Source organism: Companilactobacillus furfuricola, assembly GCF_003946325.1.
GTDB lineage: Bacteria > Bacillota > Bacilli > Lactobacillales > Lactobacillaceae > Companilactobacillus > Companilactobacillus furfuricola.
This window is the reverse complement of sequence record NZ_RHNT01000001.1, coordinates 188,035-202,032: the sequence shown is the minus strand read 5'-3', so window position 1 is coordinate 202,032 and position 13,998 is coordinate 188,035. Positions and strand designations below refer to the sequence as shown.

Genomic DNA, 13,998 nt, shown 5'->3' with positions numbered 1-13,998 from the left:
TATCATACCTTCCCAAATATCAGATGTATTGTATACCTTTTCCAATATGTGCTTCAAACGTTGAAACATTCTTGATATGTTGCGTGATGTAATCATTAACATGATTAACAGAATTATTATTACAAATTATTTTAACATTTGGACCAGCATCAATAGTAACATATGCGAATACTCCTTGTTGACGCAAATGCTTAACTGCTTGAATAATCTCAACTGTTTCTGGAGCAAAGTAAGTAAAAGGTGGCTGAGCAGAAAGTGTTAAAGCGTGCATTGATAAAGCATTGTGTTCTGCTATCTCGCCAATTTTCGTAATATCTTTTTGAGCAATTGCTTGCTTAATCTCTTGTATCTCTGAAGCCACTAGTGTACTCCAATTTGGATAAAATGGGGAGGTTTTAACTGATAATTCCATCCCAATTGTCGATGAAATTGATTTCTTTTGTTCCGAAATCACGACTGACAGTAAGACTAGGTCAATATCAGGATCTTCATCGATCGGTTCAGAAAATGAAGTTTCGTTGGAATGACCGGCATGCCATTCAACAAATCCACCAAAAATCGAACGACTAGCTGAACCAGAGCCATTTCGAGCTAAGATCGATAGTTCTTTGCGGGTCAATCCTAAGTCTAAACATTCATTGATCGACCCAGCTAATGCAGCAAAACCGGAAGCAGAGGAGGCAAATCCCGCAGATATCGGAACATGATTGACCGATTCGATTTGAAAATGTTGGGCAAGTCCGTACATGTTTCTCACTGTATCTAAATATTTCCTAGTGCGACCGGAAGCTTTGTCGTCAAGGATCGTGTCGTTTAAAGAAATGATATCTTTATCGCTATCGATCACTTTAGCTGTTGTATCGGTATAAAACTTGTCTAACGTTAGCGAAAGGCTATTAGTTTGGGGCAATTTCAGCTGTTGATCTTTTTTACCCCAGTATTTGATCAAGGCAATGTTTGTATATGCTCGTGTAATCCTAGTCAATATTTGCTCCCTCATTTTCGTATATTGATAAAGGTTGGATCCAAGTTTGGGCAGCACCTTGTTTAAGTAACGCCTTTTGGATCATTTGGGCACTAGTCAAGTTCTTAGCCACGCAAATAATGCAGCCACCGCGACCGCCACCTGTCATCTTGCTACCTAAGGCGCCCGCACTGTTAGCAGCTTCGATCATCGTATCGACCTTCGGGATCGATAAATTCAGTTTAGTTAATATTTCATTAGCTTGAGTAAAGATTTGCCCTAGATTCTTCAAATTATTAGTTTTAAGAGCCTTTATAGCCAATTCAGTGCAATTACCTAGGTCAGCTAATTCTTGTCCTACAACGACGCTATTTTCGTCAAATAATCGACGCACATCCCTAACTGTTTGCTTAGTTTTCCCTTTAACATTCGAATCACCAATAACGATGAAGCCATCCGATTCAAATGAAAAATGTTGAAACGAAGTCCCTTGACTATATTTTATCGGAAAGTCGGAGATGACCGTATTGGCATCGAGCCCACTGGCTTTACCGTGGGTAACAGTTTCCGACATGTTGATGTGTTCCAATAAGCGTTCATCACTAAGCGGCCGATCAAAGAAGTCGAAAAAAGCCCTCGTCAATGCTGCGCCGATGGCAGCTGAAGATCCTAATCCGCGTTCGATGGGTAAACCACTGTCGATAAAAATCGAATAGTTGATTTGATCTTGATTCATTTCTTTATCGAGCGTGTCGATCAAATATTTGACGCCTGATAATGATTCAGGTAGATCTGCAAGGCTACCGACAAAATAATTCGACGATAACGTTTTAGTCTTACTTTCTTTGATCCGAATAATGACAGGAATACTGACTAGCGGCAGGGCAATTGCTGGATACCCGTAGACTACCGCGTGTTCTCCCATCATGATCATCTTTCCATGACTTTTTCCAATACCATTCATCACGGCATTCACCTCAGTTTCTCTAAGATTATATTTTATACATACTTCAAACTTATTTCCACTGTATGGCGATTGAACTATGATAGAATTTTTTTATTAGGAGAATAAACATGACACTTAACTTCATTTTAGGTAAAAATCAATTTGATCATCATACAGAAATGATGAAACTATTTAAAGCAGATTTTGAAAGGGACCCAGAAGGGGAATTTTTCTTTATCGTGCCTAATCATATTAAATTTGAATCTGAGATCAAGATGCTGAATGACTTTGGGAAGATCCAGGGTCATCCCGAATTAGTGGCCTCCAGTCGCGTTCAATGCTTTTCACTTTCACGTTTAGCTTGGTATTTTTTGCGTGGAAGTGATGTTTTTAATACCGAAACTTTGACTGACACTAAATCAGCAATGATCATTCGCAACATTATTGCCAAGAATCACCCTGATTTGAAGATCCTCGGTGGTATGGCTGATAAAACTGGTTTCGTACAACAATTAACATCGCAATTCACTGAATTTCAAAATGGCCAAGTTTCACCCGACGATGTTGAGCAAGTCATGCAAAACAACCAGTCGAATTTATTTACTGGAAAGATCGAAGAGGTCAATTTGATCTATCGAGATTATTGTGAGGAGATTGCTAAATTTGCGACGAATAATTTTAAGCTAGATCAATTGGCTCAATTTTTCAATGAAAAAATAAATACTAAGCATTATTACTTTTATGTTGAAGGCTTTTCAACTTTTACAGCATCAGAACTGCAAGTTATCAAATCGATTTTAGTTAATTGTGGTAGCTTAAATATTTCTTTTAATTTGGATCAACCAGCTTTACAGCCCGTTGACAAAACTAGTTTTTATGCACGTCCTGCTGGGACTTATCATCAATTATTGCAACTGGCGCAAGATAATCAGGTGGCGTTCCACAATCTTTTTGCTAAAATGCCACGTGTGGCTGACGATATTGCCAAGCTGGAAAACTACTGGGTCGATTCCAGTCAGGGGAATCCGATCGATCCCGAAAAATTTACAACTAACAACGCGGTGCAGATCTGGAAGAGTACTAATAAGCAAGCTGAACTGTCAGCTACTAGTACTTATATTCGTCAATTGGTAGCTAATCAAGGCTACCGGTATAAAGATTTCTTGATCTTAGCGAGAGATCTTAACCAGTACAGTTCCTTTACAGAGGCTTTCATGGATGAGAACAAAATCCCTTACTTTATCGATCTGCAAAGAAAGATGTCCGATCATCCCTTCAAGAAATTGGTCGACCTCTTATTTGATTTGTATAACAAAGGCTTGCAAAGTGAAGATGCCATAGCTTTGTTGCGGACAGAGTTGCTTCTACCGGATGAATATCAAGAACAAGATGTTTCAAAATTTCGCTCAGCAGTCGATCTGATTGAAAATTATGTTTTGGCCAATGGTTCTACCAAACGTGATTGGCTGGGGGACGACATTGAAGCTGATGCCACTTTGGATGAACAAGTTGACCAGAAGCTGATTTCTGATTATCGATCGATAAATAATATCAGAGCTTTTATCAAGCAAATTTATTCTGAACTGGAAAGTTATTTTAAGAAGCCACACAAAGCCTTACAAGTAGCAGGATTTTTATATCAATTTTTGGAGGATCACGGCGTTTTTCAAGAACTAGTCAATTGGCAAGAATTAGCAATCGACCAAGAAGATTTAACTAGTGCCGATCAACCTGAACAAGTCGTTGATAAATTTAATACTATCTTAGATGAATACGTCAGTGTTTTTGGTGAAGAGAAATTCAATGGGCAAGAATTCATTGAAATTATCGATGCTGCTTTTGAAACGGCTCAATATTCGCAAATTCCTTCAACTTTAGATGCCGTCAATATTTCTGAAATAGGGATGGTCCAACCTAACAATCGAAAGATCACCATCATTTTGGGAGCTACGGTCAACAATATGCCTGGCACCTCAGTGTCTAACGGCATCATAGCCGATGAAGAACGGCAGTTGATCTCAGATAACTTGGACGCTGACAAGTATTTGAATGCTTCTGATGAAGTCATGAACAATTCTGAGCCTTACCTTCATGACTTGACTTTTACTACACCATCACAACGCTTGATTTTTACTTATCCTAACTATACTGAGGATAATAAGCAGCAAGATCTGTCCAGTTACGTGGTGCGGATCGCAAAACATTTTGATATCCCTGAACAAGATATCTTGCTAAATCCAGCACCCGACGAGGTCAAAGAAAATGAGATCTTACGTTACATTGGTTCAGCTGAATCTAGTTTGAATTATTTGATCAGAGTTTCTCGTGCTGCGATCGACAACAAGAGCGAACTTTCTGGTCAGTGGAAATATGTCCAAAAGAAATTGCTTCAAGATGATCAGGCTGATTCGGAGTTTGCTTTAAGTTCTTTGAAATATCAAAACATCCCGACTAATTTGGATCCGGAGACGGTCGAAAAATTGTATGGGGATGACATCAAAGTTTCCATTTCTCGTTTGGAGACTTTTTACCAAAATGAATATGAGTATTTCTTAAAATATGGCTTGCGATTAATGCCACGGAAGATTTTTGAAGTTACTCCAGCGCAAACAGGTTCACTTTATCATGCGGTTCTCGATGGCTTCGTTAAAATGATCAATGATAAAAAAGTTAATATCCGTGATTTGAATGAACAACAATTGGCCGATTTTGTGAAAGATATTTTTGAACAACAAGTTAAACTGCCAGAAAACAAGGTTTTCAACTCCTCAGAGCGAATGGGATACATTTCTAAAAAAGCCCAGAATACTTTGCTCCAACTAGCACGGATAATTCAAAAACAATTATCGAGAAACAGTTTCAATCCCAAGGCAACCGAAGTAGCTTTTGGGAAAATGAACAACACTAAGCAAGATCTGCCAGGATTGAATTATGATATTTCTGGCGGACATCAGATCAAGGTCAGAGGAAAGATCGACCGGATCGATGAGATGAAACTGAATAATGCCGACTATTTAGCCGTCATTGATTATAAATCTAGTGGCCGTAAATTTGATTTTGATGCCTTCTTGAATGGGATCACGATGCAGATGCCGACTTATTTGGAAAACCTTGTCAGCAACAAAGCCTTATTTTCTAATGGTGACGACGTGAAGATCGCTGGAGCCTTTTATGAACACATTCAAAATCCTAAGATCCAGCTAAAAAAGGGCATCGATCTAGAACAAGAACTATTAAAGAAGTTTAAACTTGATGGATTGATCGTCGATGACGAGGAGCTATTAGATAATTTGGACTTGCTAATGGGAAATAATTCTTTGATCCTACCTTTGAAGCAATCTAAAGCCAAAGGTGTTTACATTGATCAGAAACATGCGATTTCTGAAGACGACCTATTTAAGATCTTGAATTATAATCGTCACTTGATCAAACAAGCAGGCGAAAAGATCTATTCCGGTAACTTACAGATCAATCCTTATCGTGACAGCAATAACCAAACTGGTTTACAGTACAGTGATTATCGTCCGATCCTGCAATTTGACGCCATGCTGCCAGAAAACGAATATCATGAGATCATCAATCATGGACGAGAAGCAAAGAAAGAAGTATTGAAACGAATTCAAATGATTTTAGAGGAAAGTAAAGACAATGCCTAAGTGGACAGAAAATCAACAAAAAGCAATTTTTCATCATGGACATGATATCCTGGTTTCCGCAGCTGCTGGATCAGGGAAAACGACTATCTTGATCGAACGGATCATCGAATTGATCAAAAACGGTGAAAATGTCGACAATTTACTAGTTGCCACCTTTACCGATGCGGCCGCTAAAGAAATGAAAGACCGTTTGATCAATCGGATCAAAGAATTAGTTGCCAGTGATTCTCTGAGTGATGAACAACAGCAGCACATGCAATCACAAATTTTCAAAGTCCCCGTTGCTAATATCAGTACATTGCATGCATTTTGCCTCAGTGTGATCAAGAAATATTACTACGTGATCGATTTAGATCCTAATTTTCGACTGTTGAGTGATGATACGGAGAGGACTTTATTACAAGAACAAGCTTTCGACAATGTCAGAAATAAATATTATAACAAAGCTGATCTTGAGTTCCTCGATCTGACTGAGAACTTTTCTAACGATAAGACTGACGATGGTCTGGCTGATACAGTTTATCGACTCTACAATTTTGCCGTGACCAACGAAAACACTGATCTGTGGCTCGATAAACTGGCAGATAGTTATCAAATCGGCGATGACCTAGTGAGTTCTGATTTTTATCAAACTAAAGTCAAGAAGCAATTGCTGAACAATTTGAACAACATGATCTCCGAGATGGAAAGCTTAGCTGAAATTTCTGCTAATGATCTGCTCAGCCAAAATTATGTGGTCGTTTTTAATAATGCAATCGCTAAAATCAAAGTGATCCAAGATGCGATCATCAATGACGCTAAGTTTGACGAAGTCCGTGATATGGTCGCAAATTTCAAGTTTGATCGAGTCAAAGCTGTTTCAAAAGAAATCAAAGCTATGGCAGATGACGAAACTATCGTCGAATCCGTCAAAGATCAACGTAAAAAATTAAAGACAGAAATGGATGAAAAGATCTATGAAGGTTACTTTATCCAAGACGAAGAAAACACCATCAAGACGATCCACAATGCCCAACGATTAGTTAAAAAGCTGGTCGAGGTAGAAGAAGCATTCATCAAAGAATTTACTAAACTTAAAGACCAAGGACACACTTTGGACTTCAATGATCTTGAACATAAAGCCATTGAAATTTTTAATACTGAGGTCGACGGTCAAAAAGTGGCCTTAGATTTTTATCAAAGCCGTTTTCATGAGATCATGATCGATGAGTATCAAGATGTTAACCCAATGCAAGAACAAATCATCCAAACTTTATCAAACGATGATAATCATATGTTCATGGTTGGGGATATCAAACAATCGATCTACGGATTCAGGCAAGCTGCTCCATATATTTTTACGAGCAAATATCAACGTTTCCAGCAAGACGACAATCCTGATGAATTGATCCAGTTGTCCAAGAACTTTCGTTCTTCGGTAGCAGTTGATGACTTTGTAAATGCTATCTTTAAGAGGATCTTAGATCGTAAGATCGGTGATATTGATTACGATCGCAGTGTCCAACTGATCCCGGGGACTAATTTTCCAGATGATGTTGACTCGACCAATGAAGTTTATATTTTAAATCCTAAGGGACCTGAAGAAAATGACGAAAAGAAAACTGAAATTGAAGTCATGGATCCAGCGGTAGTCGACAAGCGGGTCGATAAAATCGAATTTGCTGCTAAGCGGATCAAACAGATGATGTCCGAAAACTTTCAAGTTTATGATGCCAAAAAGAGTAGCTATCGTGATCTGAAATATTCTGACATTGCTATTTTGATGCGGAACAAAAACAGCAATACGGATCTGATATCTTATTTTGCAAATGAAGAGATCCCGGTCATGGTAACTGATGCGCAAAACTACTTCCAAACGACCGAATTGCAGATCATCATGTCCATGCTGAACATCATTGACAATCCACGTCAAGATGTGCCGCTAGTTGCTGTTTTGCGTTCACCGATCGTCGGGCTGGATGAACAGGAATTAGCTTTGATCAGGCTCGCCAACAAGAGGGTAGACTATTATTCAGCAATTTTAGATTTCATTCAGCAACCAGATTCAGATCAACGATTAGTTTCTAAGATGGTTTCTTTCATTGAACGACTTGAAGGATATCGGGATTTTTCGAATAAAAATAGTTTAGTTAAATTGATTTGGAAAGTTTATCAAGAGACAGGGATCTTAGAATACGTTTCAGGGATGCCTGGTGGAAAACAGCGAGCTGCTAATTTACACGCGTTGTATCAACGGGCTAATACTTATGAAAAGAATAATTTCATGGGTCTCCATAAATTCATTAGTTTTATCCAACGTATGCAAGACATGGATCGAGATCTTGCACAGCCTAATAGTATCGAAACGACTGATGATAGTGTCAAAGTCATGACGATTCACGCAAGTAAGGGCCTGGAATTTCCAGTGGTGATATTGCTAAATATCGATGACAAATTTAACAATAAAGATTATATTGCTGATACTTTATATGATGTTCACCAAGGCATCGGGATCAGTGTCTTGGATCAAGTGAGTCGTGCTAATGCTCGGACCATTCAACGAACATTGATCAGCAACGATAAGAAAATTTCCACGGTTTCTGAAGAAATGCGATTATTATATGTTGCCTTGACCAGAGCTAAGCAAAAATTAGTCTTAGTGGGATATGACAAAGATCCCCAAAAAATGATCAACAATTGGGAATACGTTCGTAAAGATGACAATGGCGTGATCAATGAGGGCTTTCGATTAGCAGCCTCCAGTTATCAAAATTTAATCGGTATGAGCCTTATTTCTGATGACAAGACTCAAAATGATTTAGACTTAGAGCACTTTACCAATGACGAAAGCCAGATGCAGCTGACGATCGTTGACACTCATCAATTAAAAGAACTAGAACCAAATAAAGCAACTGCATCAGACGTGAGCGATTCTAAAATCAGTGACCGTTTCAAGACAACAGTTGATAATATTTTAGATTTCCAATATCCTCATGAAGACGCTGTTAATACGACTGCTTATCAGTCCGTTTCTGAGATCAAAGGCCTATTTTCTGACCCTGATGACGAACAAATGGCACCAGCAGAGATCGTATCCCGAGGTCGATATACGCAAAAGCAATTCAAACGTCCACAATTTTTGGCACAAGAAAAGAAAGTTTCTGCTACAGATATTGGCTCAGCAACGCACTTAGTTCTCCAAAAAATCCCTATTGAACAAACTCCGGGTAAATCCGAGTTTGAAGCTTTATTAGAACAGTTGGTAAACACAAAAGTTTTGGATGAACAAGTAGCGCAAAAAATCGATTTGGATAGCTTAGTCAGTTTTTATCAAAGTGACTTGGGCCAAATGATCATTTCAAATCATAAGCAAGTTTTGCGTGAATATCCGTTTTCGATCTTGGCACCAGCAGAAAAATTGTTCAATTCTGCAAAAGATATTGATACTAGTGATGACAAGATCTTAGTTCATGGTATTATTGACGGAGTGATTGAATTAGACGATGAAATAAAAATTTTTGATTATAAAACAGATAACGTTAATACCAACAATATTGATGAAAAGATCAATAATTATTCTGGACAGCTGAATTTGTATGCCAAAGCAATTTCAATTATCAAAAATAAACCAGTGACAGGGAAATATCTTTATTTCCTCAAGATCAATCAAATTGAGAAATTAGACTAGTGGTGATGTAATATTGAAAAACTCATATGCTGTTGTTGATCTCGAGACGACTAATGCTAATTGGCACGATGATGGTCGGATCATTCAATTTGGCTGTGTGTTGATCGAAGATGGTGAGATAACCAAAGTTTTTAACCAAAAGATCAATCCTGAGGTGCCGATCCCAAGTCGGATCACAGCCTTAACAGGATTGAGCGATGAAGATGTCAAAGACGCACCTAAATTTAAAGAACTTGCTCCAGGTATTTTTAAGCTCTTGAAAAATAAGATCTTTATTGCCCACAATGTAAACTTTGACCTGCCATTTTTAAATCGAGAATTAAATCGTGTTGGCTTGAACGAATTGAACGTTAACGCCATCGATACCGTGGAACTTTCACAGATCATGTTTCCCACAGTAAGTAGCTACAAGTTGCAAGACCTCACTAGTTATTTAAGTATTGAGCACGACAATCCGCATAGCGCCGATAGTGACGCTTTAGTAACTGCCAAATTATTTTTAGTTATTCAAAGCCAGATCAGAGATCTACCTCTGACTACCTTAAAGAGCCTAGTTGATCTAGGCAAACACACGATCCGCGAAACGAACCTTGTGTTCAAAGATATTTATCAACGTCGGGTCGATCATAAACGATTATTACCCGATTATCTTTATGAGAAAAATGGATTAGTTTTGCGGAAGAAACAGTTCCACATTACTGAACAAATAGCTCAACACACAAAATATCCTCGATCAAAGCAACAAAAGCAAAAGTTACTGAATGGTAAGTTGCAGTATCGAGAAAACCAAGCTAAATTAATGGATGATATTTACCAAAACGCCAAACAACACAGTACTGACAGCAAGTGGAATTTGATCGAAGCACCAACTGGGTCAGGGAAGACCTTAGGTTATTTGTTGCCGCTATCTTATTTGATCAATGGCGATAAAAAATTGGTTATCGCAACAACGACGAAAGTGTTGCAAAAACAAATAGTTGATCAGTCCATCCCTTTGTTGAATCAAGTTTCACAACACAACTACCATGCTGAAGTAGTGAAGAGTAGTTATAATTTTATTGATATCGATCGCTTTTATGAAGCTATCGAAAACTATCAAGGACATCGTCACACCGCATTATTGAAGATGAAGATGCTAGTTTGGCTAACGATTACTGACACTGGTGATCTTAACGAACTCCATCTGACAAATTATAACAATCCGCTTTTTACGATCATCAGACATCGTGGTGAACCTAAGGAAAATACCTTATTTGCTGACGATGATTTTTGGAAATATCAACTGAACAAGTATCGTGAATCCTTGATCTTGGTCACGAATCAAGCTTATTTAGCTAGAAATATCGATAGTCCTATCTGGGGCAATGACTCATATTTGGTAGTCGACGAAGCTAACCATTTTGATGACAATCTGCGCGATGTTGCTTCGCCGAAGATTGACTTTTTGAAACTGAATGAATACGTGAAGAAACTAAGCGATATCTTGTATCAAAATCGCGTTACTTTACGCTATGCCTTTACCGAAGTGACAACGCAATTGTGGAATTATCAAGATCTCCAAGATATGGAGTCGCACTTTCAAGCAATCGACGAATTAATGGAACGTCTGGAGTTCAACATTTTTGAAAATAGTATTCAAGACAATGTTTCACTCCAGGAGCGCGATCAATTTGTCAATTTGTTACTCAATCAAAATGACTTTAACAAGGGCAATTCTGACTTAGTCGACCTATTATCGGACTTGATCGTCGAATTGACTATGGTCGTTAATCGAATCGATATTTTGTTTGATCAGTACAACTTCCAGAAGAACTTCATTTCCGTAGAACTTTCGCGGATCATTTCGAATTTGATCATTGAGAATTCAAAGATCAGACGCTCCTTGCATGCCATGGACGAATTGCTACAGGTCATTCAACAAGAAGATTCAGACTTTGGCATCGAGCTTGATATGCGTGACTATTATGAGCCGAATACTATCAAAATCAGTTGGCGCCAATATGATATCAAGAGTTTGATCAAGGATACGACTGATTCATTTAGCCAGATATTTGCCATCGGTGCAGCGATCACTATCCAAAAAGATTTTTCACATTTTATCTTAGATCTGCAGCTTGATAGCAATCAGATCAATGAAATGATGATCTTGCCAGATGCTAATAACATGGCTAAAAATAGCAAGATCTATATTCCAGAAGATATTTCAGATATCACTCATTTATCGACTGAGGATTATTATTCAATGGTGACGAGATATATTGTAGAAATCCTGGAAGATCTAGATCGCCAAACAATGATCTTATTCAATTCTTTAACAACACTAGAGGCTGTCTACAATAAGCTGATGGAGACCTCGGTTAAAGAAAAATGGGAAATCTTGGCGCAAGGAGTTACTGGGACTAACGAGAAGATCAAAAAGCGCTTTGCTATCGGTAATCGTTCAGTATTACTCGGGGCGAATTCATTTTGGGAAGGCGTGGATTTTCCAAACAAAATGCTGGAAATATTAATTGTTACGCGCATTCCTTTTGAATCTCCAGAAATGCTTGACGTTAAGGTAAGACAAGAAGTAATGAGTCAAGAGGGTATCAACGTATTTCAGGCTGATACTTTACCCAGAGCTATCTTGCAGCTGCGCCAAGGACTGGGGCGTTTAGTAAGAAATCCTCACGATCGTGGAGTCATCTTATTGCTTGATAACCGGATTTTAACAAAATCATACGGTAAGAAGATCATCGACTCATTGCCACAAGGGATCCACATCGTCCAAGAGAACATGCCCAATATAAAAAAAGATATAAATAAGTTTTTGAATTAACTAAAAATTGCTATACTATGAATGTTGACTAACATTAAGGAAGAACTTATGACTAGAAACACAAAGATTTTATTAGCAATCTCATTAATTGCCTTAGCCGTGGTCTCATTGATCACATATATTAATTTATCTTTTGCTCCTTACTCTAGTGCGAAATCACAATCGTATGATATTGCTCAGACAAGCGCAAAGATCACTCAACCGGATTATTTTGGCAATTTTTCACGTCAAAAACAATATTACTCTGTTGGTGGGCTAACTAATAGCAAGCAATATCGTTACGTAATAATCAACGCCAAAACTGGGAAGACGACTGTCGTTGACAAAGGTAAAGCGCCAGTTCGCCAAACTGTCATCGACGGTGTTGCTACTCGATATGATCCTAGTAAGATCTTGCACATCAATTTAGGGCTCTACAAGAATAAGCCTACTTGGGAAGTGGCATTCAAGAACAAGAATGGTTCGATCGGGTACAATTTAGTCGACTTCAAAACGGGCAAAAGTGTACAATTAATCAATAATATTTAGTGGAACCTCACTTTTTAATGGCAATATTCAATTATGCGAATATTGTCATTTTTACATTGTGGAATAATTTATGATTTTTGGAGTGAAATTAATGGATGAGAAAATGTTTGAGAAATTTCTCAACAGTGGTAGTACCAATATTAGTAATTTGATAATAGCTAATTATCATAATTTAGGGATGAATGAACAAGAATTGATCATCTACTTGAATTTACAAATGTATGCTCAGAAGGGTAACTATTTCCCGATGGTTCAAAACATTGCTCAGAATACTGGATTTGACGAATCGGAAATATATAATTTATTGCAAGAAATGATCAAGCTGGGCATCATTGAATTAAAGACCGTGGTTGAGAATCACCAACAACGAGACATTTACTCATTAACACCAGTATATGAACGATTGAAAGCGCTGTTTATTCAACAAGCAAATAATGACAGTCAGCAAAAGTTAATGTCAGATACCCAAGAATTATTTAAGAAGATCGAAGTGGAATTCGGTCGTCCGATCTCGCCGATCGAGCAAGAACAAGTTCATCAATGGATCGATGATGATCATTATTCGATCCAATTGATCGGCTTGGCATTAAGGGAAGCCGTGCTAAATCAAGCCTATTCTTTGAAGTACATGGATCGGATACTGATCAGTTGGGAAAAGAGTAATATCAAGACGGCTGAGCAACTACAAGAAAGACGAAAGAAGTTGGGATATTAATGTTAACGAATGAACAAATTGTCTGGGCCATTCATCAAATGGAAGAAGACATTGGGCCAGTCGGGCCATCGCTAGATTCGAGAACTCCTTTTCAATACTTAGTTTCGGTCATTTTGAGTGCACAAGCTACGGATGTTTCCGTCAACAAAGTTACGCCTGTGCTATTTTCTAAATACCCTGATCCTATCGATCTGATGGATGCCCCATTAAGTGATGTTGAAGATATCATTAAGAGTGTCGGATTATTTCACAATAAGGCAAAGAATATCATTAGGACGGCAAAAGTGATCCATGAGCAATATAATGATGTTGTTCCATCAGTTCGTAGTGAGATCATGAAATTACCTGGGGCAGGGCGAAAGACCGCTAACGTCGTCTTGAGTGACGTTTTCGATCAACCAACGTTTGCCGTTGATACTCATGTTGCTAAGATCTCTAAGCGACTTCATTTTGTTGAAGAAGATGCTTCCGTTTTACAAGTGGAGAAAAAGATCGTCTCGGTCATGAAGCCTGAAGAGTTGCACCGGGCTCATCACACCATGATCGAATATGGTCGCAAATATTCAATGAAGGTGCCAGTAGACGAAGAAACAAATCAACTGATCATTCAATGTGATGAGTTAAATGAAGCTAACAAATTGAAATAAGATAAGGGACCGCTGCCTTGCACAGCTTTCTTCCAAACAAAAAAGGTCAAAACCAAA

General features: G+C 38.2%; 8 protein-coding genes. 6 read left to right on the top strand and 2 right to left on the bottom strand.

Annotated features, from left to right (window positions below; all coding sequences use genetic code 11):
• Window positions 1–19: 19 nt before the first annotated feature.
• Together mvaD and mvk are read right to left on the bottom strand one after the other, a co-directional pair.
• Window positions 20–985: a diphosphomevalonate decarboxylase gene (mvaD, locus tag EKM78_RS00890; protein ID WP_125768028.1), complete on the bottom strand. Its 966-nt coding sequence runs from the start codon at window positions 983–985 to the stop codon at window positions 20–22.
• The gene (mvk, locus tag EKM78_RS00885) at window positions 978–1,928 is read right to left on the bottom strand and encodes a mevalonate kinase (RefSeq protein ID WP_245994693.1); all 951 of its coding nucleotides are present in this window, start codon (window positions 1,926–1,928) and stop codon (window positions 978–980) included. Before mvk ends, mvaD begins: the two co-directional genes overlap by 8 nt.
• Before the next feature lie 110 nt (window positions 1,929–2,038).
• Between mvk and EKM78_RS00880 the strand changes: the two genes are divergently transcribed.
• The 6 genes from EKM78_RS00880 (at window position 2,039) to EKM78_RS00855 (ending at window position 13,941) form a co-directional block, all read left to right on the top strand.
• Window positions 2,039–5,566, top strand: a complete 3,528-nt coding sequence (locus EKM78_RS00880; RefSeq protein ID WP_125768024.1) for a PD-(D/E)XK nuclease family protein — start codon at window positions 2,039–2,041, stop codon at window positions 5,564–5,566.
• Window positions 5,559–9,233 carry a helicase-exonuclease AddAB subunit AddA gene (gene addA, locus EKM78_RS00875; protein ID WP_125768022.1) on the top strand — a complete coding sequence of 1,225 codons (3,675 nt, stop codon included), beginning with the start codon at window positions 5,559–5,561 and terminating at the stop codon, window positions 9,231–9,233. The genes EKM78_RS00880 and addA overlap by 8 nt, the downstream gene beginning before the upstream one ends.
• 13 nt (window positions 9,234–9,246) lie before the next feature.
• Window positions 9,247–12,051: a helicase C-terminal domain-containing protein gene (locus EKM78_RS00870; protein WP_125768020.1), complete on the top strand. Its 2,805-nt coding sequence runs from the start codon at window positions 9,247–9,249 to the stop codon at window positions 12,049–12,051.
• Between the two features lie 48 nt (window positions 12,052–12,099).
• Window positions 12,100–12,579, top strand: a complete 480-nt coding sequence (locus tag EKM78_RS00865; protein WP_125768019.1) for a hypothetical protein — start codon at window positions 12,100–12,102, stop codon at window positions 12,577–12,579.
• 91 nt (window positions 12,580–12,670) lie between these two features.
• On the top strand, window positions 12,671–13,294 hold the full coding sequence (locus tag EKM78_RS00860) for a DnaD domain-containing protein (RefSeq protein WP_125768017.1): 624 nt from the start codon (window positions 12,671–12,673) through the stop codon (window positions 13,292–13,294).
• Entirely contained in the window at window positions 13,294–13,941 is a 648-nt protein-coding gene (locus EKM78_RS00855; protein ID WP_125768015.1) for an endonuclease III domain-containing protein, read from the top strand. The genes EKM78_RS00860 and EKM78_RS00855 overlap by 1 nt, the downstream gene beginning before the upstream one ends.
• Window positions 13,942–13,998: the final 57 nt, after the last annotated feature.

Bases quoted from the DNA above. Each gene is read 5' to 3' on its own strand.
- EKM78_RS00860 (WP_125768017.1), top strand. From the start codon at position 12,671: ATGGATGAGAAAATGTTTGAGAAATTTCTCAACAGTGGTAGTACCAAT.
- EKM78_RS00865 (WP_125768019.1), top strand. From the start codon at position 12,100: ATGACTAGAAACACAAAGATTTTATTAGCAATCTCATTAATTGCCTTA.
- addA (WP_125768022.1), top strand. From the start codon at position 5,559: ATGCCTAAGTGGACAGAAAATCAACAAAAAGCAATTTTTCATCATGGA.
- EKM78_RS00855 (WP_125768015.1), top strand. From the start codon at position 13,294: ATGTTAACGAATGAACAAATTGTCTGGGCCATTCATCAAATGGAAGAA.
- EKM78_RS00880 (WP_125768024.1), top strand. From the start codon at position 2,039: ATGACACTTAACTTCATTTTAGGTAAAAATCAATTTGATCATCATACA.
- mvk (WP_245994693.1), bottom strand. From the start codon at position 1,928: ATGAATGGTATTGGAAAAAGTCATGGAAAGATGATCATGATGGGAGAA.